This window comes from Mesorhizobium sp. M0074, from assembly GCF_040322975.1.
Classification (GTDB): Bacteria; Pseudomonadota; Alphaproteobacteria; order Rhizobiales; family Rhizobiaceae; genus Mesorhizobium.
In genome coordinates this window covers 65,045-90,598 of sequence record NZ_JAMYUM010000011.1, presented here as the reverse complement: position 1 = coordinate 90,598, position 25,554 = coordinate 65,045, and the positions used below count along the sequence as shown (strand labels likewise).

The 25,554-nt window shown below is 63.7% G+C and carries 25 protein-coding genes; 17 read left to right on the top strand and 8 right to left on the bottom strand.

All coding sequences use genetic code 11. From position 1 onward, the window contains the following. Nucleotides 1-17: 17 nt before the first annotated feature. The 3 genes from NKJ73_RS16735 to NKJ73_RS16725 all read right to left on the bottom strand — a co-directional run bounded on the left by NKJ73_RS16735 (nucleotide 18) and on the right by NKJ73_RS16725 (nucleotide 3,009). Complete coding sequence (locus tag NKJ73_RS16735; RefSeq protein WP_352455076.1) at nucleotides 18-497, bottom strand: MarR family winged helix-turn-helix transcriptional regulator; 480 nt, start codon at nucleotides 495-497, stop codon at nucleotides 18-20. After that, nucleotides 497-2,068 carry a phytoene desaturase family protein gene (locus tag NKJ73_RS16730; protein ID WP_352570279.1) on the bottom strand — a complete coding sequence of 524 codons (1,572 nt, stop codon included), beginning with the start codon at nucleotides 2,066-2,068 and terminating at the stop codon, nucleotides 497-499. The genes NKJ73_RS16735 and NKJ73_RS16730 overlap by 1 nt, the downstream gene beginning before the upstream one ends. 149 nt (nucleotides 2,069-2,217) lie before the next feature. Then, the gene (locus NKJ73_RS16725; protein WP_023676844.1) at nucleotides 2,218-3,009 is read right to left on the bottom strand and encodes a cyclase family protein; all 792 of its coding nucleotides are present in this window, start codon (nucleotides 3,007-3,009) and stop codon (nucleotides 2,218-2,220) included. A gap of 117 nt (nucleotides 3,010-3,126) precedes the next feature. On the opposite strand from NKJ73_RS16725, the gene NKJ73_RS16720 reads away from it, so the two are divergent. The 16 genes from NKJ73_RS16720 to NKJ73_RS16645 all read left to right on the top strand — a co-directional run bounded on the left by NKJ73_RS16720 (nucleotide 3,127) and on the right by NKJ73_RS16645 (nucleotide 20,037). Continuing rightward, entirely contained in the window at nucleotides 3,127-4,701 is a 1,575-nt protein-coding gene (locus NKJ73_RS16720; protein WP_352570277.1) for a phytoene desaturase family protein, read from the top strand. Between the two features lie 107 nt (nucleotides 4,702-4,808). Then, nucleotides 4,809-6,335 carry an ABC transporter substrate-binding protein gene (locus tag NKJ73_RS16715; RefSeq protein ID WP_023676842.1) on the top strand — a complete coding sequence of 509 codons (1,527 nt, stop codon included), beginning with the start codon at nucleotides 4,809-4,811 and terminating at the stop codon, nucleotides 6,333-6,335. 64 nt (nucleotides 6,336-6,399) lie between these two features. Next, nucleotides 6,400-7,407 carry an ABC transporter permease gene (locus tag NKJ73_RS16710; protein ID WP_023676841.1) on the top strand — a complete coding sequence of 336 codons (1,008 nt, stop codon included), beginning with the start codon at nucleotides 6,400-6,402 and terminating at the stop codon, nucleotides 7,405-7,407. Continuing rightward, nucleotides 7,400-8,248 (top strand): ABC transporter permease, encoded by an 849-nt coding sequence (locus NKJ73_RS16705; protein WP_352570275.1) that lies wholly within the window; start codon nucleotides 7,400-7,402, stop codon nucleotides 8,246-8,248. The genes NKJ73_RS16710 and NKJ73_RS16705 overlap by 8 nt, the downstream gene beginning before the upstream one ends. Next, entirely contained in the window at nucleotides 8,245-9,135 is an 891-nt protein-coding gene (locus tag NKJ73_RS16700) for an ABC transporter ATP-binding protein (protein WP_352455070.1), read from the top strand. The genes NKJ73_RS16705 and NKJ73_RS16700 overlap by 4 nt, the downstream gene beginning before the upstream one ends. Continuing rightward, nucleotides 9,128-9,958 (top strand): ATP-binding cassette domain-containing protein, encoded by an 831-nt coding sequence (locus NKJ73_RS16695; protein WP_352570273.1) that lies wholly within the window; start codon nucleotides 9,128-9,130, stop codon nucleotides 9,956-9,958. Before NKJ73_RS16700 ends, NKJ73_RS16695 begins: the two co-directional genes overlap by 8 nt. A gap of 80 nt (nucleotides 9,959-10,038) precedes the next feature. Further along, on the top strand, nucleotides 10,039-10,638 hold the full coding sequence (locus NKJ73_RS16690; protein WP_352570271.1) for a VOC family protein: 600 nt from the start codon (nucleotides 10,039-10,041) through the stop codon (nucleotides 10,636-10,638). A gap of 143 nt (nucleotides 10,639-10,781) precedes the next feature. Beyond that, nucleotides 10,782-13,076, top strand: a complete 2,295-nt coding sequence (locus tag NKJ73_RS16685) for a bifunctional salicylyl-CoA 5-hydroxylase/oxidoreductase (RefSeq protein ID WP_352570269.1) — start codon at nucleotides 10,782-10,784, stop codon at nucleotides 13,074-13,076. Continuing rightward, nucleotides 13,073-13,846: an SDR family NAD(P)-dependent oxidoreductase gene (locus tag NKJ73_RS16680; RefSeq protein ID WP_023676835.1), complete on the top strand. Its 774-nt coding sequence runs from the start codon at nucleotides 13,073-13,075 to the stop codon at nucleotides 13,844-13,846. Before NKJ73_RS16685 ends, NKJ73_RS16680 begins: the two co-directional genes overlap by 4 nt. Then, nucleotides 13,840-14,310, top strand: coding sequence for a MarR family winged helix-turn-helix transcriptional regulator (locus NKJ73_RS16675; protein WP_023676834.1), 471 nt, complete (start codon nucleotides 13,840-13,842; stop codon nucleotides 14,308-14,310). The genes NKJ73_RS16680 and NKJ73_RS16675 overlap by 7 nt, the downstream gene beginning before the upstream one ends. Further along, entirely contained in the window at nucleotides 14,307-15,119 is an 813-nt protein-coding gene (locus NKJ73_RS16670) for an enoyl-CoA hydratase family protein (RefSeq protein WP_023676833.1), read from the top strand. The genes NKJ73_RS16675 and NKJ73_RS16670 overlap by 4 nt, the downstream gene beginning before the upstream one ends. Before the next feature lie 224 nt (nucleotides 15,120-15,343). Then, the gene (locus NKJ73_RS16665) at nucleotides 15,344-16,492 is read left to right on the top strand and encodes an acyl-CoA dehydrogenase family protein (RefSeq protein ID WP_352570266.1); all 1,149 of its coding nucleotides are present in this window, start codon (nucleotides 15,344-15,346) and stop codon (nucleotides 16,490-16,492) included. Between the two features lie 72 nt (nucleotides 16,493-16,564). Next, complete coding sequence (locus NKJ73_RS16660; RefSeq protein WP_023676831.1) at nucleotides 16,565-16,960, top strand: RidA family protein; 396 nt, start codon at nucleotides 16,565-16,567, stop codon at nucleotides 16,958-16,960. A gap of 178 nt (nucleotides 16,961-17,138) precedes the next feature. After that, nucleotides 17,139-17,930 (top strand): ABC transporter substrate-binding protein, encoded by a 792-nt coding sequence (locus NKJ73_RS16655; protein WP_352570264.1) that lies wholly within the window; start codon nucleotides 17,139-17,141, stop codon nucleotides 17,928-17,930. Nucleotides 17,931-18,039: 109 nt separating this feature from the next. Continuing rightward, nucleotides 18,040-18,714, top strand: coding sequence for an amino acid ABC transporter permease (locus tag NKJ73_RS16650; RefSeq protein WP_292656040.1), 675 nt, complete (start codon nucleotides 18,040-18,042; stop codon nucleotides 18,712-18,714). 30 nt (nucleotides 18,715-18,744) lie between these two features. Continuing rightward, nucleotides 18,745-20,037, top strand: coding sequence for a cysteine desulfurase-like protein (locus tag NKJ73_RS16645; RefSeq protein ID WP_023676828.1), 1,293 nt, complete (start codon nucleotides 18,745-18,747; stop codon nucleotides 20,035-20,037). Here NKJ73_RS16645 and NKJ73_RS16640 read toward each other — a convergent pair. Continuing rightward, the gene (locus NKJ73_RS16640; protein WP_352570262.1) at nucleotides 19,968-20,840 is read right to left on the bottom strand and encodes an NAD(P)H-dependent oxidoreductase; all 873 of its coding nucleotides are present in this window, start codon (nucleotides 20,838-20,840) and stop codon (nucleotides 19,968-19,970) included. The genes NKJ73_RS16645 and NKJ73_RS16640 overlap by 70 nt on opposite strands. A gap of 93 nt (nucleotides 20,841-20,933) precedes the next feature. Between NKJ73_RS16640 and NKJ73_RS16635 the strand changes: the two genes are divergently transcribed. After that, complete coding sequence (locus tag NKJ73_RS16635) at nucleotides 20,934-21,854, top strand: LysR family transcriptional regulator (RefSeq protein WP_352570260.1); 921 nt, start codon at nucleotides 20,934-20,936, stop codon at nucleotides 21,852-21,854. Between the two features lie 22 nt (nucleotides 21,855-21,876). On the opposite strand, the gene NKJ73_RS16630 is transcribed toward NKJ73_RS16635, so the two are convergent. Genes NKJ73_RS16630 through NKJ73_RS16615 form a run of 4 tightly spaced genes read right to left on the bottom strand, consistent with a single transcriptional unit; the run spans nucleotide 21,877 to nucleotide 25,510 of the window. Continuing rightward, complete coding sequence (locus NKJ73_RS16630) at nucleotides 21,877-22,707, bottom strand: dipeptide ABC transporter ATP-binding protein (protein ID WP_023676825.1); 831 nt, start codon at nucleotides 22,705-22,707, stop codon at nucleotides 21,877-21,879. After that, nucleotides 22,704-23,579: an ABC transporter ATP-binding protein gene (locus tag NKJ73_RS16625; protein WP_023676824.1), complete on the bottom strand. Its 876-nt coding sequence runs from the start codon at nucleotides 23,577-23,579 to the stop codon at nucleotides 22,704-22,706. Before NKJ73_RS16625 ends, NKJ73_RS16630 begins: the two co-directional genes overlap by 4 nt. Before the next feature lie 4 nt (nucleotides 23,580-23,583). Next, on the bottom strand, nucleotides 23,584-24,501 hold the full coding sequence (locus NKJ73_RS16620) for an ABC transporter permease subunit (protein ID WP_023676823.1): 918 nt from the start codon (nucleotides 24,499-24,501) through the stop codon (nucleotides 23,584-23,586). 1 nt (nucleotide 24,502) lies between these two features. Continuing rightward, entirely contained in the window at nucleotides 24,503-25,510 is a 1,008-nt protein-coding gene (locus NKJ73_RS16615; RefSeq protein WP_023676822.1) for an ABC transporter permease subunit, read from the bottom strand. Between the last annotated feature and the right edge of the window lie 44 nt (nucleotides 25,511-25,554).

Here is a 25,554-nt window from a genome sequence, read left to right as displayed (position 1 = left end):
GATGGCGGCGCGTAAGATCAGATGTCGTGCTTGCGAATGTTCTTCAGCATCTTCTGCAATGTCGCGATCAGCGCCGCGTATTCGGCATCGTCGACATCGTCGAACATTGCCTCGAAAGCGTCGTGCATGGCCGGCCAGGCGCGCGCGAACTCGGCGCGGCCATCGTCGGTCAGGAATACATGGCGGATACGGCTGTCGGTGACCCCCTGCTCGCGCCGCACAAACCCTTGCCCCTCCAGCGTGTCGAGCGTCCGGCTCAAGGTCGACTGCTCGATGACGGTATAGACCGAGAGATCGTTGACGGTGACGCCATCGGTGACCGACAACACCGCCAGCGTGCGCACCTGCGGAATGGTCAGGCCCTGCTTGCGGAAATTGTCGCGCAAGGTGGCGTTGTAGCGGCCCATGATGCGGTTCATCAGATAGGGCGCGAATTGCTGCAGGCCGATCTGGCCCAAAGTCGAGATGCGCTGGCGCTTTTCAACCTTCTGTTCCATCACAGCCTCCCCGCCAGGAGAAAGCCGGAGCCGCCGCCCAAGCCAGCACCCGGATGGGTCGAGGCACCGATGTGGTAGAGACCCCTGACCTCGGTGGCGTGATTGCGGCTCGTCTTGAACGGCCGCCACAGAAACGACTGGTCGATAGCCGAGGAACCGCCATAGGGGTCGCCGCCGACCAGATTGATGTTCATAGCTTCCAGGTCGGTCGGCGAACAGGCGCGGCGTGCGATGACGCTGTCCTTGAACCCATCGATATGGCTGGCGAGGATCGCTTCGGCACGGTCGGCATAGGCTTCGCGCAGCGCCTCGGTCCAGCGACCGTCTGCCGGTGTTTGCAGTTTGCCGGCGGCATCGCCCTTGATATGCCGTGGCGCCTCGGGCAGTTGCAGCCACAGGACCGCCTTGCCGGCCGGGCAGCGCGATGGGTCGAGCGCGTGCGGCTGGCCGACGCACATGGTCGGCACCTCCGGCAGCATGCCGCGCACGGCTTCGTTGCAGGCCTTCGAGACGCCGTCGAGCCCCGGCGTCAGATGCAGCAGCGCGACCTTGTCCAGGCCCTCGCCGCGCCATGCCGGCGGCTTGTCCAAGGCATAGTGGATCTGGAAATTGCCCTTGCCGTAGCGGTATTTTTGCGCTGCCTCGACGTCGGCTTTCGGCGCCGCGTCGCCGAGCAGCCGCTGGTAGAGCTGGGTCGGCGTGACCGAGCAGATGACGCTCTTGTTCACGTTGATCGTTTCGCCCGAAGCCAGCCGCACGCCGGCGGCGCGGCCTCCGCTTTGGACAATAGCCGCGACGTCGGCGCCGGTGCGGATTTCGCCGCCGCGTTCCCTGATCAAGGCTTCGAAGGCGGCCAGCAGATTCCTGGCACCGCCCTTGACGATCGGCGCGCCGGCCGCCTCAAGCGCGAAGGCGATGACCTTGGCGATCTGGCCGGAGAACGCGTCCTCAGGCCCGAGGCCGGCATGCAGCACCCAGGGTGCCCACAGCGCGCGCATGGTTTCCGACTGGTAGGTGCTTTCCAGCCAACCGCGCGCCGGCACCAGCGCGCTGCCGAGAAAGGCGGCAAGGCCACGCGGGCCGCACCGCCAGGCTTCACCCGCCAGCAGCCTGGCCGTCGGGTAGGACCACAGGCTGCCACCGAGCAGTCCGAACAGCAGACCGGCGTTGCGCTCGATCTCGCCGACATCGTTTGCGTGCCGGTCGCCGTCGCCCGCGGCAAGCGCATTGATCGCCGCTACATTGGCGATACGATCGGTGCGCAGGACGGCATGGCTGCCGTCCGGGCGCAGCACACCGGTCGGCGTGGAGGTGTTGCAAAACTCCAGGCCGTGCCGCGCCAGATCCTTGCCCAGCGCCGCATACGCCGGCGAGGTGATGAACAGGACAAAGGTCGTCGCCATCACGTCGTGGATGAAGCCGGGCGCGGTGATTTCTTCGGTTCGCATGCAGCCGCCGATGCGGTCGTTGCGCTCGAGCACCAGCACCTTCGCCCCCTTGCCGCCAAGCATCGCCGAGCAGACCAGCGCGTTGATGCCGCTGCCGACGACGATGTGATCGGGAGCGCTCATCGATGCGTGCTCCTAGCCGGCAGGAGTTCAATTGCAGAGATTGGCGCTCTACGGCGCCGTAGAGCCGCAGCTTTGCAAGGCTGCCGCTCCCACTCCGTCACCACAGTGCCATTTCCGCACATGATCTTCTCCCGAAGACCGCAGCTACCCTATTGCCTTGGCACCAACGCCAACGCGCGGATCGGACTGCCGGTGCCGTGCTCGATCTTGAGCGGTGCAGCGATCAGTATCGCGCCTTTCGGCGGCAGCCGGTCGAGGTTGCAGAGGCTGGCGAGGCCGTAGCGGTTGGCCTTGTGCATCAGGCTGTGCGCCGGAAACGGCGGCTCCATTCCCCCTGCTTTTCCAGCATCCGTGCCGATCGTCTCGCTGCCCCAGCCCTTGATGTCCTTGCTAATCAGATACTGGATGGCTTCGGCGGTCGGGCCAGGCGTGTGCGGTCCGGTCTCATTGGCGTTGAGGAACTCGGCTTCCGAGCCGTTGCGCTTATACCAGTCGGTGCGCATCACCACCCACTCGCCGGGATTGATAGCGCCATGTTCGGCTTCCCATGCCTTGATGTGATCGACGGTGAGCAGGAAATCGTGATCGGCTGCCGCTTGCTTCGAACAGTCGATGACGTTGACCGGGCCGACGAAGTTCTGCGCCGGAATGGTGTCGGTGGCGCCGTCCGGATAATCCTTGCCGGTGATCCAGTGGTTGGGTGCGTCGAAATGGGTGCCCGAATGCTCGCCGAGCTTGAGCCAGTTCCACGCCCACCACGGGCCATTCTTGTCATAGGCGGAGATGGCGTGGATCTCGATCTTCGGCGTGTCGACCGCCAGTTCCGGCGGCAGCTTGATCAGTGGCGTGTTGGGCCCGAGCGGCGCCGTCAGGTCGACCACCTGGATGGCGCCTGAAAGCAGCTGGCCGGCGACTTCGCCTAGAAGTTGTTGTGTGTCCATGGTCTCTGTTCCCTCTTGCTCGATGGTGCTGAAGGCTCTCGCGGCCCTTAATATCCTACTAGACGAAAACATATGCATCTGCAATTATCTTTAAGCATAAAGCAAATGGGACGGGGCGTGAGCGAGTTCGACGCCATATTTGTCGGGGCAGGCCACAACAGTCTGGCATGCGCCGCGCATCTGGCGCTCAAAGGCTGGAAAACGGCAGTTTTCGAGCGTAATGCAACGATCGGCGGCGCCGTCCAGACGCGCGAATTGACGCTTCCGGGCTTCCGGCACGATTTCGGCGCGATGAATCTCAGCCTGTTCGCCGGCTCGGCCTTTCACAAGAAATATGCAAATGAATTGAAAACCCACGGGCTGGAATTCGTGCCGGTGGCCGACTGTTTTGCCAGCGCCTTCCCCGACGGTCGCTGGTTCGGCGTCAGCAGCGACCTGGAAAAGACCGCCTCGCGCATGGCCGCTTTTTCCGACGCGGACGCACAGACATGGCGCCGTCTGGTTGCGGCATTCCCGGCGGAGGCCGAGCATCTGTTCCGGCTGCTGGGCTCGCCGATGAGCGGCCGTGCGCTCGCCGGCACCGCCTGGAACCTCTGGCGCAAGAAGGGTTTTGCGGGCGCGCTCGATACTGGTCGGTTGCTGCTTTCGTCACCCCGCGCCTGGCTCGAGGAGACTTTCCAGTCACCGCATGTCAGGGCGACGCTCGCCACCTGGGGCATGCATCTCGACTTCGCCCCCGATATCGCCGGCGGCGCGGTGTTCCCTTACCTCGAATCCATGGCCAACCAGCGCTTCGGCATGGTGCTCGGCAGAGGCGGCGCCGACACCATTATCCGCGCTCTGTCGGGCATGCTCACGGCCGCCGACGGCAAGATCGTCACCGGGGCTGATGTCGCCGAGATCACGGTTTCGGCCGGCAAAGCGACCGGCGTGCGGCTCGCTTCCGGCGAGACCCACACAGCCACCAAGGCCGTCATCGCCGGTGTCGCGCCCAAGGCGCTGACCGGGAAACTGTTGCCTAACGGATCGGGCGACACCGGCTTCGACACGGCCGTGAAAAAATTCCGCCACGCGCCGGGGACGTTGATGATCCATCTGGCGCTCGACGATCTGCCGGACTGGCGCGCCGGCGCCGAGCTTCGGCAGTTCGCCTATGTGCACCTTTCGCCGTCGCTCGACGCCATGTCGCTGACCTACCAGCAGGTGATGGCAGGCATGCTGCCGGATGAACCGGTGCTGGTCGTCGGCCAGCCGACGGCCGTCGATCCCTCGCGCGCGCCGGACGGCAAGCACGTACTTTGGGTGCAGGTGCGCATGCTGCCAGCCGAGATTGCAGGCGATGCAGCGGGCACGATCACGGCGGCTCACTGGGACGAGGCTAGGGAGCACTACGCCGAGCGCGTCCTCGACATTATCGAGCGCTATGCGCCCGGCCTTCGTCGGAAGATCCTCGGCCGCGCCGTGTTCTCGCCCATCGACCTCGAACGCGAGAACCCGAACCTTGTCGGCGGCGACCAGATCTGCGGCAGCCATCATCTGGCGCAGAATTTCCTGTTCCGGCCGGCGCGCGGTTACGCCGGCTGGAACACGCCGGTCGGCAATCTGCACCTGACCGGGGCGGCAACATGGCCCGGCGCCGGCACCGGGGCGGCGTCGGGCTACATGCTCGCGCAACAACTTGGCGGGAGGTAGGCTCCATTTTTCATCTAGGGTGAAGGAGGACAAGGCGCGGTTGCCCAAGGAGCCTGAACCCACCGATTGACAACGACACCGCGCATAAAAGCAACAGGGGAACGACCATGACAATCAACAGACGAGAATTGCTCGGATATGGCGCGGCCGCACTTGGCGCCACGGCGCTCGGCCTGCCGCAAATCGCCAAGGCTGCCGGCGAACTGACCATCGCCTACAATGTCAATTTGCCGTCCTGGGACCCGACCACCGGGCCTTCGGCGGTCAACCCGACCATCCAGGGTCTCTACCAGTCGGTGTTCGACCAGTTCATCCCGCAGAAGCCGGATCTTTCTTTCGCGCCCGGCCTGCTCACCGAATGGGGCTGGAACGAGGATCGCAGCAAGATCATGATGACGGTGCGCGAGGGCGTCACCTGGCATGACGGCTCGCCATTCACGGCCGAAGACGTGGTCTGGTCGCTGCAGCGGGCGGGCGATGAAAAGACCGGCAACCCGATCCAGTTCGTCTGGAAGAACGTCAACAACTTCAAGATCGACGGCAACAAGATCACCGGCGACGTCGTGCAATTCGACCCGGTGTATTTCAAGTGGATGTCGTTCCTGACCGGCTACATCATGCCGAAGGCCTATTACGAAAAGGTCGGCGCCGAGGGTTTTGAGAAAGCCCCGATCGGCACCGGGCCCTATATGGTCGACAAATTCGAGCGCAACGCCTTCCTGCGGCTCAAGGCCAACCCGAACTACTGGGGCGGCAAGCCGGCCTTCGAAAACGTAACCATCAAGTTCGTCACCGATGCGGCGAGCCGCGTCGCCGAGATCGAGTCCGGTTCCTCGCAGGTGACGCTGGAAATCCCCTATGAGGAATATGACCGCCTGATCGCCAAGGATGGACTTGCCGGCTCATGCAAGAACGTCTCCGACATCGGCATGATCTTCTTCAACGACATCGACGTGATGCTGGACAAGAACGTGCGCCAGGCGGCGGTGATGGCGGTCGACAAAAAGCTTTTGGTCGACCGGCTGCTGCGCGGTTACGGCCAGCCCATCGATACGCTGGAGACGCCGGAATACGAGGCCTACGATGCGTCGATCAAGGTGGAGCACAATCCGGACAAGGCCAAGGAACTGCTGGCCGCCTCCGGCTATTCGCCGGAAAAGCCGGTCAAGTTCACGATACAGACGACCAAGGGCTTCAAGCCCAAGGACTACGAGATGATCCAGGCGATCGTCGGCATGTGGCGCAAGGTCGGCATCGAGGCAACGATCGAGGTCTACGAGATCGCCAAGCACTACGAGCTGCGCGCCGCCGACAAGCTGGCGCCGGCGGCCTTCTACAATTGGGGCAATGCCATCGGCGATCCCACCACGTCGACCGGCTTTGCCATGTATGGCCCAAGCCCGCATTCGGTATGGGACAGCCAGGACCTGATCGACATGATCAATCCACTATGGGGCGAGAAGGACGAGGCCAAGCGCATTGCCGGCTGGAAGGCCGTCGACAAATACATCGCCGAACAGGCCTATGTGCTGCCGCTGATCCAGTATGCGCAGCCGATCGTGCATGCCAAGGGCGTCAATGTGGTGCAGCATGTGTCGGGCGCACTTCTGCCGGCGCTGATGAGCCCGGCCTGAGACAGTCTTCGGCTTGCCGCGCGCCGTCCGGAATGACGGCGCGCATTTTCCGCCACGGGCGACCATGCTGCTGCAAAGATTCCTGATCCGTCTTCTGACGATGGCGATCACGCTGTTCGGCGTGGCCGTCGTCGTCTTTATCGTCATCCGTGTCGCGCCGGGCGACCCGATCGCGATGATGCTGCCGCCCGGCGCGACCGATGCCGACATCGCTCGGCTGCGCGCGCTTTACGGGCTGGACAAGACCATCGTCCAGCAATTCTTCATCTGGCTGGCCGGTGTCGTCAGGGGCGATTTCGGCACGTCGATCTCACTGCGGCAGGACGTGCTTGGGCTGGTCTTCAATCGCCTCCCGGCCACGCTGGAACTCGCCATCGTCGCGCTTGTGATGGCGCTGGCGATCGGCGGCACGACGGCGATCCTCGGCGCGCGCGAACGCGGCACCGCGGTCGAAGCCGGCATCGACATTGCCAGCGGTGCGGCACTCTCGATTCCCGATTTCCTGTGGGGCCTGGTGCTGATCCTTCTGTTCGGCGTGCTGGTGCCTATCTTCGACATTTCTGGCCGGGTGTCGCCGCAGCTCGACCTGCCCTTCGCCACGCAATTCTATCTGTTCGAAAGCATCGTACGGCTGCGCTTCGACCTGACCAGGGACCTGCTGGCACACATGCTGATGCCGGCGATTGCGCTGGCGCTGCCACTGGCCGCGATCATCTCGCAGCTGCTGAAACAGTCGCTGAAGGAAGTGCTCGACCTCGACTACGTCGTGCTGGCGCGGGTAAAGGGCTTTTCGGAAACGCAGGTCATCCTGCGCGAGGCGCTGAAGAACGCGGCCCTGCCGACGCTGACGCTGGTCGGCGTGCAGTTCACCTTCCTGATCGGCGGCACGGTCATCGTCGAACGACTGTTTTCCTATGAAGGTCTCGGCAACATGGCGATCGATGCCGTCATCAACCGCGACCTGCCGCTGATCCAGGGCATCGTGCTGGTCTTCGCGCTGCTGTTTGTGCTGATCAACCTTGCCGTCGACATGATGTACGCCCTGCTCAATCCGAGGCTGCGCCATGGATGAGGCCCGCATTTCGAGACATGGCTCGCGGGCACGCCTGTGGCTGGCCGGCGGCTGGCTGCTGATTGCGCTGCTGGCCGCAATTTTTGCGCCGCTGGTCGCACCGCAGGACCCGCTGGCGCAGGATTTGATGCTGGAGCGCCTGCCGCCGTTCTGGCTCGATGGAGCCGAGCCCGGCTACTGGCTCGGCACCGATAGTCTCGGCCGCGATCTCCTGTCACGGCTGATCTTCGGCGCCCGCATCGCCTTCATCGTCGCCTTCGCCGCCGCCATCGCGGCCTGCCTGGTCGGCTCGACGCTCGGCCTGATCGTTGGTTATTTCGGCGGCTGGGCCGACCGCATCATCTCGCGCGTTGTCGATGTCTGGATGGCGTTTCCGCCGGTGCTGTTTGCCATCCTTTTGGTCGCCGTGCTCGGCACCGGCTTGAGCTCGGTCATCATTGCCATTGCCGTCATCGACTGGACGCGCTTCTGCCGGGTGATCCGCGCCGAGACCATGGGCCAGTCGCGCATGGATTATGTCGAGAACGCCCGCATCGCCGGCTACGGCCGCATCGGCATCATGCTGTGCGAGGTGCTGCCCAATGTGGTGCCATCGATCGTCGCGCTGCTGTCGCTGGAGATGGGCATTGCCGTCATCGTCGAGGCGATCCTGTCCTTCGTCAATCTGTCGATCTCGACCGACGACCCGACCTGGGGCGGCATCATCGCCGAGGGCCGCCTGTCGATCCATCAGGCTTGGTGGGTGCTGGTGTTCCCGCTGGTCACGCTGATCCTGACGGTGCTGTCGTTCAGCCAGTTTGGCGAGGGCCTCAGGGCACGTTTCGATCCGGTGCTGCGATGAACGCGCTGGCGAAACCCTGCCTCGACATACGCAGCCTTAGCGCGGTGCTGCCTAATGGCTTGCGCGTGCTGCGCTCGGTGTCGCTCGCCGTCGAGCCCGGCGAGGTGCGCGCGCTGGTCGGCGAGAGCGGCGCCGGCAAGACGATGATCGGCAAGGCGGTGCTTGGCGTGCTGCCTTCGAGCGTGCGCATCGTCGAAGGCGACATGCTGCTTGAGGGCGAGGACCTCGGCAAACTGCAGGCCAAGGCACGGCGCACCCTGATCGGCGCGCGCACGGCGCTGATCCCGCAGGATCCGCTGACCGCACTCAACCCGTCACGCCGCATCGGCCCGCAGATGACCGACCGGCTGGTGCGCATCCTCGGCTGGAGCGGCGAGAAGGCCGATGCACGCATCCGCCAATTGCTGGACGAGGTGCAAATCCGCGACCCCGAGCGTGTCCTCAAATGCTATCCGCACGAGCTGTCCGGCGGCATGCGCCAGCGCGTGCTGATCGCCGCGGCGTTTGCTGCCGAACCAAGGCTGATCGTCGCCGACGAGCCGACCACGGCGCTCGACGTGACTGTGCAGAAGCAGATCCTGCGGCTGATCGCGCAACTGCAGCGCGAGCACGGCACGGCGATCCTGTTCGTTACCCATGATCTCGGCGTCGTCGCCAAGATCAGCCAGAAGGTCTCGGTGCTCTATGCTGGCAAGGTGGTCGAGGAGGCCGAAACGGCCGCTCTCTTCGCCGCTCCGCAGCACCCCTACACGCGAGCTCTGATGGCCGCGACGCCACGCTACACCGATCCCTTCGCCTCGCTGAAGCCGGTGGACGAGGCGGTGCTGGCCGGGCTTGCTTCGGAGATCGCCGCCGCCGATCAGGCCTGGAGGCGCCCGCATGGCTGAGCCGCTGTTTTCCGTGCGTGGGCTGAAGGTCGCGCTGCCCGACATGACGCGCAAGCCGCTGATCGGCCGCGCGCCCTTGGCCGAGATCCTGAAAGGGCTGGATTTCGACCTGCCAAAGGGATCGGTGACCGGCATCGTCGGCGAATCCGGCTCCGGCAAATCGACGCTTGGCCGCGCCTTAGTGCGGCTTCTGGAGCCGAGCGCCGGCAAGGTCATCTTCGACGGCCGCGACATCACACATCTGCCTGAGGCCGAGCTCCGGCCGCTGCGCCGCAATCTGCAGATGATCTTCCAGGATCCGATGTCGTCGCTCAACCCGCGCCGCACCATCTTCAGCATCATCGCAGCACCGCTCAAGCAGAACGGGCTTGGCGACAACCTCAGGGATCGTGTCGCGGAGGCGCTTCAGCGCGTCGGCCTGCCGCAAGGCTTCGCCAGCCGCTATCGTCATGAATTGTCGGGCGGCCAGCGCCAGCGCGTCGGCATTGCCCGCGCGCTGGCGCTGTCGCCGAAATTCGTGCTGGCCGACGAAATCGTCTCAGGCCTCGACGTGTCGACGCAGGCACAGATCCTGACACTGCTGGAAAAACTCGCCGCCGAAATGGGCCTGACCGTTGCCTTCATCAGCCATGACCTGTCGGTGATCCGGCGGCTCTGCCGGCAAGTGATCGTCATGCGCGAAGGCGCGATCGTCGAAGCCAGCGCGACCGACGCTTTGTTCGAGCAGCCGCAGCAGCCCTACACGCGCGATCTGCTCGCCGCCATTCCGCTGCCCGAGATCGATGATGCCTGGCTACTTCCCGCCGCAAAGGCGCCGGCATGAAACACAATCCTATTCGCACGCTAAAGAGCGGGCCTCGGGCGTGCGGCCGGCAAAATGTCCCGCGATGGAGGATGACTGACATGAAGAATGCAATCCGCTACGCAGTGCTCATCGCCACCGTGCTGGGAAGCATCGGCACCGCTTACGCCAGTTCCATTCCCGGCATGCGTGGCCACGACCACACCGGCGTCACCGTCCCCGACATGCAGCAGGCGGTCGATTTCTTCACAGAAGTGGTTGGCTGCAAGAAGGCGATGTCGTTCGGCCCGTTCGCCGACGACAAGGGCACATTCATGCAGGATCTGCTGGGCGTCGATCCCAAGGCGGTGATCGAGGAGATCACCCTGATCCGCTGCGGACACGGGTCGAACATCGAGCTGTTCAAATACACCGCGCCGGACCAGAAGGACCTGACGCCTCGCAACAGCGACATAGGCGGCTTCCATATCGCCTTCTATGTCGACGACATCGCCGCCGCAAAAGCCTATCTTGACGGCAAGGGCGTCAAGACGCGGATGGGACCGCTGCCGGTTACCGAAGGCCCGGCCGCCGGCCAGACCATCCTCTACTTCCAGGCGCCCTGGGGCTTGCAGTTGGAAGCGATCAGCTATCCCAATGGCATGGCCTATGAAAAAGATGCGGAGACGGTGCTGTGGAGCCCGAAGAACCCGGAAAAATAGCCCGGGGCGTCCCTGGCCTGCGCAAGCCGACTGCCGGCAAGCTGGGTTTCTGGGGCGGATTGTTTCAATCCTGAAACTTCAAGCTTGAATTAATCCGTCTCAGGCGTAAACTCGACAAACAGAAGCGAAGAGGAGATCGCACGATGAAAGTTGCGGTTCTCGGCGGCGGACCAGCCGGGCTCTACTTTGCCATCTCGCTGAAGCTCAGGGATGCCGCGCATGAGGTCACGGTGTTCGAGCGCAACCGTGCCGATGATACGTTTGGCTGGGGCGTCGTGCTGTCGGCCGAAACGCTGGAGAACCTGACCAAGAACGACCCGGTCAGCGCCGTCTGGATCCGCAAGCATTTCGCCTATTGGGACGATATCGCCGTCATCCATGATGGCGTGCGCACGGTCTCGACCGGTCACGGCTTTTGCGGCATTGGCCGCAAGCGGCTGCTCACGTTGCTGCAGCGGCGGGCGCGCGAACTCGGCGTCAAGCTGGTCTTCGAAACCGACATCGCCGATCCCAAGCCATATATGGAGACGCACGACCTGGTTGTCGCCGCCGACGGGTTGAACTCGAAAGCGCGGAGCGCCTTCGTCGACGTGTTCAAGCCCGATATCGACATTCGTAGATGCAAGTTCGTCTGGCTCGGCACCCACCAGAAATTCGACGACGCCTTCACCTTCATCTTCGAAAAGACCGAGCATGGCTGGGTGTGGGCGCATGCCTACCAGTTCGACAGCGATACCGCGACCTTCATCGTCGAATGCAGCGAGCAGACCTGGCAGCGCTTCGGCTTCGGCGCGATGTCGCAGCAGGAATCGATTGCCGTCTGCGAGCGCATCTTTGCCCGTCATCTCGGCGGCCACGCGCTGATGACCAACGCCAATCATATCCGCGGCTCGGCGTGGATTAATTTCCCGCGCGTCTTGTGCGAACGCTGGTCCTACAAGAACCTGGCGCTGATGGGCGACGCGGCGGCGAGCGCGCATTTCTCGATCGGTTCCGGCACCAAGCTGGCGCTGGAAAGCGCGGTGGCGCTGGCCGACTATCTCGAGTCCGAGCCAGACCTCGAGGCCGCCTTTAGCAAATATGAGGACGCCCGCCGCACCGAAGTGCTGAAGCTGCAGTCGGCGGCGCGCAATTCGCTCGAATGGTTCGAGGAGGTCGAGCGCTATCTTGGCCTCGATCCGGTGCAGTTCAACTATTCGCTGCTGACGCGTTCGCAACGCATCAGTCACGAGAATTTGCGGCTGCGCGATGCCGAATGGCTGGCCGGCGCCGAGGAGTGGTTCCAGCGCCAGGCCGGCGCCGGGGGCAACAATCTGCGTCGCGCGCCGATGTTCGCGCCGTTCCGGCTGCGCGGCATGGCGCTGCAGAACCGCGTCGTCGTCTCGCCGATGGCGCAGTACAAAGCGGTCGACGGCTGTCCGACCGATTGGCATTTCGCCCATTACGCCGAACGGGCCAAGGGCGGCGCCGGTCTCCTCTACATCGAGATGACCTGCGTCAGCGCGGAGGGCCGCATCACGCCTGGCTGCCCCGGTTTCTATGCGCCCGAGCATGAGGTCGCCTGGAAGCGGCTGGTCGAGTTCGTCCATGCCGAAACCGAGGCCAAGATCTGCGCCCAGATCGGCCATTCCGGTGCCAAGGGGTCGACCAGGCTCGGCTGGCAGGGAACCGACGTGCCGCTGCCCTTAGGCAATTGGCCCGTCATGGCAGCGTCTTCCGTGCCGTGGTCGCGGGAAAACCAGGTGCCTAAGGCGATGGACCGCGCCGACATGGATATGGTGCGCGACCAGTTTGTCGCTTCGGCCGAGATGGCGGCGCGCTGCGGCTTCGACATGCTCGAAATCCACGCCGCGCACGGCTATCTCCTGTCCTCCTTCATCACGCCCTTGACCAACCGGCGCACCGACTCCTATGGCGGCTCGCTGGAAAACCGCATGCGCTACCCCTTGGAAATCTTTCATGCGGTGCGCGCCGCGTGGCCGGCCGAGAAGCCGATCTCGATGCGCATCTCCGCCAATGACTGGCTGGGCATCGAAGGCGTGACGCCGGCCGATGCCGTAGAGATCGCGCGGCTGCTGCATGAGGCCGGCGTAGACATCTGCGACGTATCGGCCGGCCAGACTTCGGCCGTGGCAAGACCGGTCTATGGCCGCATGTTCCAGACGCCGTTTTCCGATCGCATCCGCAACGAGGTCGGCATGGCGACGATGGCGGTCGGCAATATCTATGAGCCGGACCACGTCAACTCGATCCTGATGGCGGGCCGCGCCGATCTCGTCGCACTGGCTAGGCCGCATCTTGCCGATCCGTATTGGACGCTGCACGCGGCCGTCATGCTTGGCGATCGCGGCGTCAAATGGCCGGATCCCTATCTGCCCGGCCGCGACCAGCTCTACCGGCTGGCCGAACGCGAAGCGGCAGCGGGGTTGAAAGTATGAGTGCCGCGGCGACGATTTCGGGGCGTCATGCGCTGGTCACCGGCGGCGGCTCCGGCGTCGGCCGCGCGATCGCGCTGGCGCTGGCCGGCGCGGGCGTTGACGTGACCATCTGCGGCCGGCGCGTGGAGCCGCTTGCCGAGGTCGCCGCGGAGAACAAGTCCATCTTCGCCATTGCCGCCGACGTCACCGACGAGACGTCGATGGCGTCGCTCTACGAGGCCGCGGAAGCGGCACGCGGAGCGTTCGACATCGTCGTTGCCAATGCCGGCATGTCCGGCAGTGCCCCGGCGCAGCGGACCTCGCTGGCAGACTGGCAGCGCACGCTCGACGTCAACTTGACCGGTACGTTCCTGACGGTGAAGCCGGCGTTGGCCGGCATGGCAGTGCGCAAGACTGGCCGTATCATCTTCGTCGCTTCCACCGCCGGACTGAAAGGCTATCCCTATGTCGCAGCTTACGTTGCCGCCAAGCATGGCGTCGTCGGCCTGATGCGGGCACTCGCCGTCGAGACCGCCAAGTCCGGCATAACAGTGAATGCCGTGTGCCCAGGGTTTGTCGAAACCGAGATGCTGGAGAGCACCGTCCAGCGCATCGTCCAAACGACCGGCCGCTCGTCCGAGCAGGCACGGACAAGCCTAGCCGCGACCAACCCGCAAGGCCGCTTCATCCAGCCGGAAGAAATTGCGGCCGCGGTACTTTATCTGTGTGGCGACGCCGCCCGGTCGATTACCGGGCAGACGATTTCGATCTCCGGAGGTGAGACATGGTAGCCGGTCCCCTGCCCGCCCCTTCCGGACCCGGCAAGGACCGCCTGCGGCTGTGGATACGCCTGCTGCGCGCCTCGCGCACCATCGAGGCCGAGCTGCGCGAACGACTGCGGCAAGAGTTCAACACAACGCTGCCACGCTTCGACGTGATGGCCGCGCTCTACCGCGCGCCGGAGGGCATGCTGATGAGCGATCTTTCGCGCTTCCTGCTGGTGTCCAACGGCAATGTCACCGGCATCATCGACCGGCTGGTCTCGGAAGGGTTGGTGATGCGGGCCCGACGCAATGGCGACCGCCGCACCTCGATGGTGCGGCTGACAGAAGAGGGATCGAAGATTTTCGCCGTGATCGCCGCCGCGCATGAGAAATGGGTCGGCGAGTTGCTGGGCAATGTGAGCGAGGATGAGGCGCGCCGGCTGACCGGCATGCTGACCTCCTTCCGCAGCAATTGGGAGGGACGGGAATGACGAAGCTGGCCGGCCGCAAGCCGAAGCATTTCCTCTGGCAGGTCGAAGGCAAGATCGCAAAGATCCGGCTCGATCGACCGGAGCGCAAGAACCCGCTGACCTTCGACAGCTATGCCGAATTGCGCGACATATTTCGCGACCTTGTCTACGCCGATGATGTCGATGCTGTGGTGGTCCTGCCCAATGGCGGCAATTTCTGCTCGGGCGGCGATGTCCACGAAATCATCGGCCCACTGGTCAAGATGGACATGAAGGCGCTGCTCGCCTTCACCCGCATGACGGGCGATTTCGTCAAGGCGATGCTGAATTGCGGCAAGCCGATTATTGCGGCGGTCGATGGCGTGGCGGTCGGCGCCGGCGCGATTATCGCCATGGCCTCCGATATCCGCATCGCCACGCCCCAGGCCAAGACAGCATTCCTGTTCACCCGCGTCGGCCTTGCCGGCTGCGACATGGGGGCCTGCGCGATCCTGCCGCGCATCATTGGCCAGGGCCGGGCCGCCGAGCTGCTCTATACCGGCCGCACGATGAGTGCCGAGGAAGGCGAGCGCTGGGGCTTCTACAACCGGCTGGTCGATACCGCAACGCTTGAGGCCGACGCGCTCGACATGGCCGCGCGCATCGTTTCCGGCCCGACCTTCGCCCATGGCATGACCAAGACGCAGCTGAACCAGGAATGGTCGATGGGTCTCGACCAGGCGATCGAAGCGGAAGCGCAGGCGCAGGCGATCTGCATGCAGACCCGCGATTTCGAGCGGGCGTACACGGCTTTCGTGGCCAAGGAGAAGCCGGTGTTCGAGGGAAATTGAGATGATCGCTTCCACGCTGGCGGGACAGCACCCCCCTCTGGCCTGCCGGCCATCTCCCCCTCAAGGGGGGAGATTGGATATCAGGCCCGCTTTCGCCAATCTCCAACATCGCAGGGAGAGCCGTGGCAGCGAAGCCGCCAATCTCCCCCCTAGAGGGGGAGATGTCCAGCAGGACAGAGGGGGGCGCCGTGGAGCGCCAGGGCCGGAGAATTGTGGAGGCAGCAATGCCTGACCGTTCCTTCCTCTCCTGGCCGTTCTTCGAGGATCGCCACCGCGATCTGGCGGAGCGGCTGGAGGCATGGTGCGCCAAGAACCTGCCGGTTGCGCATGACGATGTCGACGCCGCCTGTCGCGAGCTGGTGGCCAAGCTCGGTAAGGACGGCTGGCTAAAGCCGACGGCGCTCGATACCGACAACCCTGCAGCACTCGACGTGCGCACGCTCTGCCTCACGCGCGAGACGCTGGCCCGGCATGACGGGCTGGCCGATTTCGCCTTCGCCATGCAAGGGCTCGGCACCGGCGCACTCAGCCTGTTCGGCTCGCCCGACCAGCAGCATTGGCTGGCTAAGACACGGGCCGGTAAGGCGATTTCGGCTTTCGCGCTGTCGGAGCCGCGCTCGGGCTCGGACGTCGCCAATATGGAAATGACGGCCACGCGTGACCGCGACAGCTATCTCTTGTCCGGCGAAAAGACCTGGATCTCCAACGGCGGTATCGCTGACTTTTATGCTGTCTTTGCCCGCACCGGCGAAGCGCCCGGCGCCAAGGGGCTATCCGCCTTTGTCGTGCCTTCCGAAACCGAGGGGCTGATCGTTGCCGAGCGGCTGGAGGTGATCGCGCCGCACCCGCTCGCCCGGCTGTCCTTCGACAATGCACGCATTCCAGCCTCGGCGCTGATCGGCAAACCCGGTGACGGTTTTCGCATCGCCATGTCCGTGCTCGACGTGTTCCGTTCGACCGTCGGCGCAGCGGCGCTCGGCTTTGCCCGGCGCGCGCTGGACGAAAGCATCACAAGAGTGGCCGAGCGCAGGCTGTTCGGTGCGCCGATGGCCGAGCTGCAGATGGTGCAGGGCCACATCGCCGACATGGCGCTGGATGTCGATGCCGCCGCGTTGCTGGTCTATCGTGCCGCCTGGACCAAGGACATGGGCGCGGCTCGGGTTACCCGCGAAGCCGCCATGGCCAAGCTGTTCGCTACCGACAAAGCGCAGGAGGTGATCGACAAGGCTGTGCAGCTGCATGGCGGCGACGGCGTCCGCAAGGGCCATATCGTCGAAAGCCTGTATCGCGAGATCCGGGCGCTGCGCATCTACGAGGGAGCGTCCGACGTGCAGAAGGTGGTGATTGCACGGCAAGTGATGGGAGCGGCCTGAGACAGGAGTTTGCGTGAAAATTATTGTCTTCGAGTTTTGAGCGACCGGATTTGAGCATTGGGAGGTTTTGACATGCACACCATCCTGCAGCCGGAAGGCTGGGCGAAACCCGTCGGCTACGCCAATGGCGTCGCCGCGCGTGGGCAGCTTGTCTTCGTCGGCGGGCAGGTCGGCTGGAACGGACAGGGCCGCTTCGAGACCGATGATCTTGTCGGCCAGGTGCGGCAGACGCTGGCCAATATTGTTGCTGTGCTCGCCGAGGCCGACGCCAAGCCGGAACATATCACCTCGATGACCTGGTACTTTACCGACAAGGCGGAATATTTGGCCAATCTCAAGGGGATCGGAGAGGTCTATCGCGAGGTGATCGGCCGGCATTTCCCGGCGATGGCCGCCATGCAGGTGATGGCGCTGGTCGAGGATCGCGCCAAGGTTGAGATCCAGGCCACGGCGGTTATTCCGGAGTGACGGCAACACGTGGCAATTTTTTAAGCTTAAAACTTTCGCCTTGAAAAGCGCGGTACTTTGGATAGCATCCAATGTCTTGCGACTGCCGTGCCGGGAGGGCTTTCCGGCAGTCCCGTCACTTGGCGCATCAAAACCGTGCGGGGCCAAACCCGTCCGATCACAACCAGAGGGAACGAAAATGAACTTCACCCGTCGCAACCTGCTGCTTCTTGCTGCTGCCATCGGCATCGCTGGCGGCCCGGCCTACGCCGAAGGCACGCTGAATGTCGGCGCCTATCCGACCAATCCGCCTTTTGAATACAAGAACGAGAGCGGCACGTTCGAGGGTTTCGAAGTCGACATCATCAATGAGGCGGCAAAGCGTATCGGCATGACCACTGATATCGCCGATCTCGGTTTCCAGGCGCTGTTCGCCGCCACCACCTCGAAGCGCATCGACGTCGCCATCTCGTCGATCACCATCACGCCGGAGCGGCTGAAGTCTCAGTCGTTCACGCAGCCCTACTATGATTCCGACATGGGCATCGCCGCGAAGGCCGACAGCCCGATCAAGGCCGAGGCCGACCTCAAGGGCAAGATCGTCGGCGTGCTGTCCGGCTCGACCGGCGAAGCCTGGGTCACGGCCCACCAGGAAGCGGACGGGTTCAGTGACGTCAAGGGCTACGACACGCAGCAGAATTTGCTGCTCGATCTCAGCTCCGGCCGCGTCGATGCGGCGGTCAGCGATATTCCGGGCCTGGAATATTCTTTCACCAGGATGAAGGATCTCGCCGTAAAAGAGCGCATCAAGACCGGCGAGCAGTACGGTCTGATGATGACCAAAGACCACCCGCTGCTCGGCAAGCTGAACGACGCGCTGACCGCGATGAAGAAGGACGGCACGCTGGCCGCGATCCACAAGAAGTGGTTCGGCAGCGACGCACCTGCCGATTCCTCGACCGTCAAGGAAATGCCTATGCCGAAGGCCTGAGCGGCAGTTCGCGCTTAAATGTCGTGCCGGCTTTCGATGCCGGCACGATGTCGGATTTCGGGCTCGGGCTCGAGCGTCGCGGGACGCCAAACGTTTCGGAAATGCTGCGATGTCGCTGCTGGACACCTTCTTCAACGCCGACGTCATGGTCTCCAGCCTGCCGGCGCTGCTGCGCGGTTTCCTGAACACCCTGCTGCTCGGAATCATGAGCATCGGCATCGGTATTCCCGTCGGCCTCGCGATCAGCCTGGTGCGGCTCTATGCGCCAAAGCCGCTTCGGCTGCTGGCTGTCGGCTACATTGACATTTTCCGGGCGATGCCGGTGCTGGTCGTGCTGATCCTGATCTACTATGCGCTGCCGTTCCTCGGTATTCGCCTGTCATCGTGGACGTCCGCGGTGATGGCCTTCGCCATCATCATGGCGGCCTATTCGGCCGAGGTGTTCCGCTCCGGTATAGAGAGCATTCCGCGCGGCCAGTTCGAGGCGGCGCAGGCGCTCGGCCTGCCGTTCTTGCTGACCTTGCGCAAGGTAGTGCTGCCGCAGGCGATCCGCGTCGTCATTCCGCCAATGACCAGCAATTGCGTTTCGATGTTCAAGGATACTTCGCTCGCTTCCACCGTGGCGCTGCCCGAACTGCTGAAGGAAGCGACCAACGCGCAATCGCTCTATGCCAATCCTTCACCGCTGATCGGCGCGGCGCTGGTCTATCTCATCTTTCTCTGGCCGATGGTCCGTCTCGTCAGCCTCCTTGAACGCCGCTTTCAAACCGAAAAGACCCGCTGAATCTGTCAGCGCACCTCGCAGGAGACGACCTTGAACCAGCATCAGATTTCGAAAACCGGCGATGCCGCAGCTTTCCCGGTCGAGACGATCCGCGCCATGTTTCCCGCCTTGCAGCAAGCCGGGGACTTCGTCTTCATGGACAATGCCGCCGGCGCGCAGATCCCGCAAAGCGTGCTCGATGCGGTCACCAACCATTTGGTCGCGCATAATGTGCAGCGCGGCGGCCGCTATGGCCGCAGCGTCACCGTCGACCAAGCCGTCGCCGGCGCTCGCGAAAGCGTGGCCTTGCTGATCAACGCCACCGACCCGGCGGAGATCTGTTTCGGCATGAACGCCACTTCGTTCATCCGCCTGGTCAGCCTCGGCATCGGCCAGATGCTTTCCGAGCGCCCAAACGGGGAGCGTGACGAGATCGTCATCACCGACATGGATCACGATGCCAATATCGCGACGTGGCTGGCGCTGGCGCCCGCCGGCGCCAAGTTCAAATGGTGGCGGATGCGCGAGGACGGCAATCTGCATGTCGACGATTTGCGCCCGCTGGTCTCAGAGCACACCCGGCTCGTCGCCTGCACGGTAACGGCGCATTCGATCGGCTCGATTGTCGACGTTGCCTCCGTGGCTGGGATTGCGCATGCGGCAGGCGCCGAAGTGTTCCTCGACTGCGTGCATTTTGGGCCGCACGGGTTGATCGATGTGCAGGCCTGGGATTGCGACTATCTGGTCTGCTCCGGCTACAAGAATTTCTCGCCGCATATGGGCTTCCTGTGGGGCCGCTTCGAAACTCTGAAGCGCCTGCCGACCTTCCGCGAAGATTTCATCCCCGACGAGCCGCCCTACAAGATCGAGGCCGGTACCTTCATTTACGAGAACGTCTCCGGCATGGATGCCGCGGTGCGCTACCTCGAATCGATCGGCCGCAATTTCTTGTCAGAGAATAACCGGTCGCGCCGCGACAACATCGTCGCCGGCATGAATGCCATCCGCGACTACGAACAGGTGCTGGCGCGCGAAATGCTGGCGGTGCTCAAAGATTGCGGCGCGACGATCTACGGCGTGGCCGAAGAGGCACGCCTCAGCGAGCGCGTGCCGACCTTCTGCTTCAATGTCGGCACGCTGTCGCCGCAGAGGATCGTCGAGGAAATGGCCGAGATGCAGATCGGCATTCGCGACGGCCACATGTATGCGCCGCGTCTGATGAAGCGGCTCAACCTCAGCATGGACAGCGGCGCCGTGCGCGCCTCGCTGGTGCATTACAATACGATCGAGGAAGTCCGGCGCTTCGGCGAGGCGCTGCGCACCATCATCGCCCGGCTGTCCTGATCGGACTGGGCGGCGGCGCCGGCGCGATCCTCGTGAAGCGCAAAGGCGGTCGCACCCGGGTTCTCCAAGCCGGGGCGCAATTGCATGCTTGGGATCAAGTAATCGCCGCCATTCTGCTGCCGATAACGAATGGGCCGGATTGTCTCGAGCGTTCGCATCCTTTCGCGCAGTCGCTCCGCGACAGGCTCGAAATCCGCCTCCCCGAAACGGTCCACCCTGTAAACCACGAACGGCGGAAGCACGTCGTAGCCCGGATAGTATAGAATCCCGTGATTGATCGGGAACAGCAGGTCGTCGATCGGGCCGTTGACGCCGCGGGCGGAATAATGCTCCTCCCAGCCGCCGGTGGTCACGATCAGCATTGCGCGCTTGCCGGCGAGCGTTCCCTCACCAAAGCGGTCACCCCACCGCTTGTCGCTGTGCTCGCCAACGCCATAGGCGAAGCCGTAGGCGTACACGCGATCGACCCAGCCCTTGAGGATCGCCGGCATGGCGTACCACCACAGCGGGAACTGGAGGATCAGGGTATCGGCCCATAGCAGCTTGTCGATCTCCACTTTGACGTCTTCGGTCAGAGTGCCGCTCGCAAAAGCTTTTTTGGAGGCGCCGGCCGGCAGGAAGCGTGCTTCAGGCGGCCACGACGGAAAGTCGGCACGGTCTACCTCGGCTTTCCAGCCATCGGCGTAGAGGTCAGACACCCGCACCTCATGGCCTTGGGCCTCAAGTTCCCCGATGGCGACGTCACGCAGTGCGCCGTTGAGCGAACGCGGTTCAGGATGAGCAAAAACAAGCAGGACTTTCATGGGTCTACTCCGAAGAAGGACGATAGACACCAAAGGTAGCCAGCTGTGGGCTGATCCACTATATGTAGGAAATGTATAAGATAATGCCGAATAATGGATAGATCGGACGTCACCCTTGAGCGCATGCGCACCTTCGTTCGCGTCGCCGAGCGCGGCAGCCTCTCGGCGGTGGCGCGCGAGCTCGGAGTTGGGCAGTCGACGGTCACACGGCATTTGCGAGAACTCGAGGAGGCCGTCGGAGTGCCCTTGCTCAGCAGGACCACCCGGCGCGTCACGATGACCGATGAAGGCAGCCGTTACTATGCCGACAGCGTCCAGATCCTGCGCCTCGTCGAGCAGGCCGGCGATGAGGCGCGGGGCACGCGCGGCGCGTCAGCCGGCACGATCCGGATATCCTGCACGGCGGCGCTCGGGGTCTTACATGTCAGCCGGCTGATCTTCGCCTTTCAGGACCGCTATCCCTACATCGGCATCGATCTCAGCCTTACCGACGAGCGCATCAACCTTGTGCGGGAGGGCGTCGACATCGCGCTTCGCCTCGGCCCGCTCACCGACAGCTCAATGAAACTGCGGGCGCTCGGGCAATCCCGGCGTCTGCTGGTGGCGGCGCCGGCCTATCTGGCGGCGCGGGGCAGACCGGCTGTCCCGCAGGATCTGCCTGGCCATGAAGGCATCCGGATGTCGAACATCGCGGGAAGCGACACGCTCACCTTGCAGGGGCCGGGCGACGAGACCTTTGCGGTGCCCTTTGGCGGCAGATTTCTGGTCGACCATGGGCTTGCTGCGCGCGAAGCCCTTGTCGCCGGACGCGGCATCGCACCCGCCCACCACTGGCTTGTCGATGATCTTCTGGCGGCCGACCGGCTGGAAGTGGTCCTGCCGGGCTATTTTCCGCCTCCCGTCCCGCTGAGCATGCTAATCGTTCCGGAGCGTGCGGGCATTGCCCGGGTGCGGCTGCTGGTCGACTTTCTCGCCGAGCAGATCTCCGGCATTCCGGGGATCGAGAAGCGGTAGCCGGCCGGCAAACCTCGCCGGATCAGGCGGCCTTCTTCTTGGCCAACCGTGCCTTGATGCTGGCAACGTCGGCACGCGGCGTCGCCGCGAACAGCGTCCTGGTGTAGCTGTGCTTGGGGTCGGCGAAGACCTCGTCGCGCGAGCCGTATTCGACCGCTTCGCCGAAGTACATTACCATCACGTCGTCGGCGATGTAGCGCACCACCGACAGGTCGTGGCTGATGAAAACATAGGTTAGCTGAAACTCGTCCTGCAGGTCGGCGAGCAGGTTCAGCACCTGCGCCTGCACCGAAAGATCAAGTGCCGAGACCGGCTCGTCCAGCACCAGAAGGCTGGGGTTGAGCATCAGCGCGCGGGCGATGGCGATCCGCTGGCGCTGGCCGCCCGAAAACATATGCGGGTAGCGATTAAAGTGCTCGGGGCCGAGACCGACCTTCTTTAGCATCTTCATGGCAAGATCGCGCCGCTCGTCGGCCGTGCTGTCGGTATTGATGAGCAGCGGCTCGCCAAGCACGTCGCCGATCTTCTGGCGTGGATTGAGCGAACCATAAGGGTTCTGGAAGACGATCTGGACCTTGCGGCGCATTTCCTTCGACAGGCCGTTCCTGCCGATGTCTACCTTCTTGCCGTCGATGAAAAGCTCGCCGGAGGTCGCCGGGTCGATCAGGGTGATGATGCGGGCGAGTGTTGACTTGCCGCAGCCGCTCTCGCCGACGATGGCCAGCGTCTTGCCCTTGTCGACGCTGAACGAAACACCCTTGACCGCATGAACCGTACGGGAGGGGCGGAAAAGCCCGCCACCGACATGATAGTCGCGCACGATGTTCTTGCCTTCGACTACGGTCACGCTCATGAGGCGGTTCCTCCTGCGGACCGGGCTGCGACTACAGATGGGGCCGGCTCAAACAGCATGTCGGAAACAGTAGGCAACCGGTCGCCGACGGCGTTTTCGGGCAGTGCCGACAGGAGCGCGCGCGTGTAGTTGCTCTTGGGGGACTCGAACAGCGACAGCACGTCGGCCTCTTCCATCTTGCGGCCCTTGTACTGGACGATGACACGGTCGGCGGTCTCGGCAACCACCCCCATATTGTGGGTGATCATGATCAGGCCCATGCCATATTTGGCCTGCAGGCCGACCAGCAGATCGAGGATCTGCTTCTGGATGGTGACGTCGAGCGCCGTGGTTGGCTCGTCGGCGATCAAAAGCTTGGGATTGCAGGCGATGGCGATGGCGATCATGACGCGCTGACACTGACCACCCGACATCTGGTGCGGGAAGGAGCCCAGCCGTTCCTCGGGGTCGGCGATGCCGACCAACTTCATCAATTCGATGGCACGCGCCCGGCGCTGGGCGCGGTCCATGCCCATATGGAAGCGCAGCACCTCCTCGATCTGGAAGCCGACGGTGAAGCACGGGTTGAGGCTGGCGACCGGCTCCTGGAAGATCATCGAAATGTCCTTGCCGACGATCTTGCGCCGCTCGGATGGGCCGAGCTTGAGCAGGTCGATGCCGTCGAAGGCCATGCGGTCGGCCCTCACCGTCGCGGTGTTGGGCAAAAGCCCCATCACCGCCAGCATCGCCACCGACTTGCCCGAACCGGATTCGCCGACGATCGCCAGCACCTCGCGCGGTTCGACCGACAGGTCGATGCCTTGTACCGCCATGAATGGTCCAGCGGCGGTGTCGAAGGAAACGGTCAGGTTCTTGATCTCGAGAAGAGGCATTGGATTATGACCTCTTCAGCTTGGGATCGAAAGCATCGCGCAAGCCATCGCCGATCAGATTGATGGCAAGCACAGTGATCAGAATAGCAAGGCCGGGGAAGGTCACCACCCAAGGCGCGCGCAGGATGAACTCGCGCGCCGAGGCGAGCATCGTGCCCCATTCCGGCGTCGGCGGCTGCGCACCGACACCGAGGAAGCCGAGCGCCGCAGCCTCGAGAATAGCGTTGGAGAAGGACAACGTCGCCTGCACGATCAGCGGTGCCAGGCAGTTCGGCAGGATCGTCCTCACCATCAAGCGAAGATGACCGGCACCAGCCACCTTGGCGGAGATGACATATTCGCGGTTCTTTTCGGCCATCACGGCGGCGCGGGTGAGGCGCGCAAAATGCGGCTGCAGCACCAGCGCGATCGCCAGCATGGCATTGAAAAGGCCGGGGCCAAGGATCGCCACCAGCACCAGCGCCAGAAGCAGCGACGGGAAGGCCAGGATGATATCCATGATGCGCATGATCAGCGTGTCGACCCAGCCGCGGAAATAGCCGGCGAGCACGCCAAGCACGATGCCGCTGGTGAGCGAGAAGACAACGACCACCAGGCCGATGAACAGCGAGAAACGCGCCCCGAAGATCAACCGTGAAAGCATGTCGCGGCCGACCGCGTCGGTGCCGAGCAGGAACATCGATTTGCCGCCTTCCTGCCAGGCAGGGGGTGCCAGCAGCGCATCGCGAAACTGCTCGTCGGGCGAATGTGGGGCGACGAACGGCGCAAAGATCGCCACCAGCACCAGCGCCGAAAACACGACAAGGCCGATGACCGCGCCGGTGTTCATCGAGAAGTAGTGCCAGAACTCGGCGAAAGCCCGTTGCCTGCCGCCTGTCGGGATGGAGGCGGCGGTAGCTTCGGCGGCGGATTCGTCGGTCATCTCACTGCACCCGGATGCGCGGATTGATGACGGCGTAGAGCACGTCGACGATCAGGTTCACCGCCATGACGATCAGCGCGATGATCAGCAATCCGCTCTGGACGACGACATAGTCGCGCTTGCCGATGGCATCGATCATCCATTTGCCGATGCCCGGCCAGGAAAAAATGGTCTCGGTCAGAATGGCGCCCGCCATCAAGGTGCCGACCTGCAGTCCAATGGTGGTGACTACCGGGATCAGCGCGTTGCGAAAAGCGTGCAGACCGATGACGCGGCGCGGCGCCAGGCCCTTGGCGCGCGCGGTGCGGACATAGTCCTCGCCCAGCACCTCGAGCATCGCCGAGCGCGTCTGGCGCGCTATGACGGCAAGCGGGATCGTCGCCAGCACGATCGACGGCAGGATCAAATGGCTGACGGCAGATTTGAAAGCGCCGCTCCTGCCGGAGATCAGGCTGTCGATGAGCATGAACCCGGTCGTCGGCCTGAAGAAATACTGCAGGCCGATACGGCCGGAAACCGGCGTCCAGCCGAGATAGCCGGAGAAGAAGATAATGAGCAGCAGCCCCCACCAGAAGATCGGCATCGAATAGCCGGTCAGGGCGACACCCATCGTCGCCTGGTCGAACCAGGAGCCGCGCTTGACCGCGGCGAAAATGCCGGCGGGGATGCCAAGCAGGACGGCGATGATCAACGCCACCGTCGCCAGTTCCAGCGTGGCCGGAAACAGCGCCTGGAATTCGCCGAGCACTGGCCGCTTAGTGGCAATGGATATGCCGAAATCGCCGGTCAGAACCCTGCCGATATATTCCAGGTATTGGATGACATAGGGCCGGTTGTAGCCAAACTGCTCGATGAGCTGGGCGTAGCGCTCGGGGCTGACGCCGCGCTCGCCCGCCAGGGCCAGGATAGGATCGCCGGGCAGAAGCCGGACGAAAGCGAACGCCGCCAGCGATATGCCGAACACGGTCGGGATGATCAAAGCGAGCTTGTGGAGGAGATAACGGAGCATCTTGCTTCATAGAACGGCGGCGCGGGAAGTCCAGCGCCGCCGTT

Bases quoted from the DNA above. Each gene is read 5' to 3' on its own strand.
- NKJ73_RS16710 (WP_023676841.1), top strand. From the start codon at position 6,400: ATGCTGCTGCAAAGATTCCTGATCCGTCTTCTGACGATGGCGATCACG.
- NKJ73_RS16640 (WP_352570262.1), bottom strand. From the start codon at position 20,840: ATGAAAGTCCTGCTTGTTTTTGCTCATCCTGAACCGCGTTCGCTCAAC.
- NKJ73_RS16695 (WP_352570273.1), top strand. From the start codon at position 9,128: ATGGCTGAGCCGCTGTTTTCCGTGCGTGGGCTGAAGGTCGCGCTGCCC.
- NKJ73_RS16615 (WP_023676822.1), bottom strand. From the start codon at position 25,510: ATGCTCCGTTATCTCCTCCACAAGCTCGCTTTGATCATCCCGACCGTG.
- NKJ73_RS16665 (WP_352570266.1), top strand. From the start codon at position 15,344: ATGCCTGACCGTTCCTTCCTCTCCTGGCCGTTCTTCGAGGATCGCCAC.
- NKJ73_RS16685 (WP_352570269.1), top strand. From the start codon at position 10,782: ATGAAAGTTGCGGTTCTCGGCGGCGGACCAGCCGGGCTCTACTTTGCC.
- NKJ73_RS16730 (WP_352570279.1), bottom strand. From the start codon at position 2,068: ATGAGCGCTCCCGATCACATCGTCGTCGGCAGCGGCATCAACGCGCTG.
- NKJ73_RS16715 (WP_023676842.1), top strand. From the start codon at position 4,809: ATGACAATCAACAGACGAGAATTGCTCGGATATGGCGCGGCCGCACTT.
- NKJ73_RS16625 (WP_023676824.1), bottom strand. From the start codon at position 23,579: ATGCCTCTTCTCGAGATCAAGAACCTGACCGTTTCCTTCGACACCGCC.
- NKJ73_RS16670 (WP_023676833.1), top strand. From the start codon at position 14,307: ATGACGAAGCTGGCCGGCCGCAAGCCGAAGCATTTCCTCTGGCAGGTC.
- NKJ73_RS16675 (WP_023676834.1), top strand. From the start codon at position 13,840: ATGGTAGCCGGTCCCCTGCCCGCCCCTTCCGGACCCGGCAAGGACCGC.
- NKJ73_RS16700 (WP_352455070.1), top strand. From the start codon at position 8,245: ATGAACGCGCTGGCGAAACCCTGCCTCGACATACGCAGCCTTAGCGCG.
- NKJ73_RS16680 (WP_023676835.1), top strand. From the start codon at position 13,073: ATGAGTGCCGCGGCGACGATTTCGGGGCGTCATGCGCTGGTCACCGGC.
- NKJ73_RS16650 (WP_292656040.1), top strand. From the start codon at position 18,040: ATGTCGCTGCTGGACACCTTCTTCAACGCCGACGTCATGGTCTCCAGC.
- NKJ73_RS16725 (WP_023676844.1), bottom strand. From the start codon at position 3,009: ATGGACACACAACAACTTCTAGGCGAAGTCGCCGGCCAGCTGCTTTCA.
- NKJ73_RS16705 (WP_352570275.1), top strand. From the start codon at position 7,400: ATGGATGAGGCCCGCATTTCGAGACATGGCTCGCGGGCACGCCTGTGG.
- NKJ73_RS16735 (WP_352455076.1), bottom strand. From the start codon at position 497: ATGGAACAGAAGGTTGAAAAGCGCCAGCGCATCTCGACTTTGGGCCAG.
- NKJ73_RS16620 (WP_023676823.1), bottom strand. From the start codon at position 24,501: ATGACCGACGAATCCGCCGCCGAAGCTACCGCCGCCTCCATCCCGACA.
- NKJ73_RS16660 (WP_023676831.1), top strand. From the start codon at position 16,565: ATGCACACCATCCTGCAGCCGGAAGGCTGGGCGAAACCCGTCGGCTAC.
- NKJ73_RS16655 (WP_352570264.1), top strand. From the start codon at position 17,139: ATGAACTTCACCCGTCGCAACCTGCTGCTTCTTGCTGCTGCCATCGGC.
- NKJ73_RS16690 (WP_352570271.1), top strand. From the start codon at position 10,039: ATGAAGAATGCAATCCGCTACGCAGTGCTCATCGCCACCGTGCTGGGA.
- NKJ73_RS16635 (WP_352570260.1), top strand. From the start codon at position 20,934: ATGGATAGATCGGACGTCACCCTTGAGCGCATGCGCACCTTCGTTCGC.
- NKJ73_RS16630 (WP_023676825.1), bottom strand. From the start codon at position 22,707: ATGAGCGTGACCGTAGTCGAAGGCAAGAACATCGTGCGCGACTATCAT.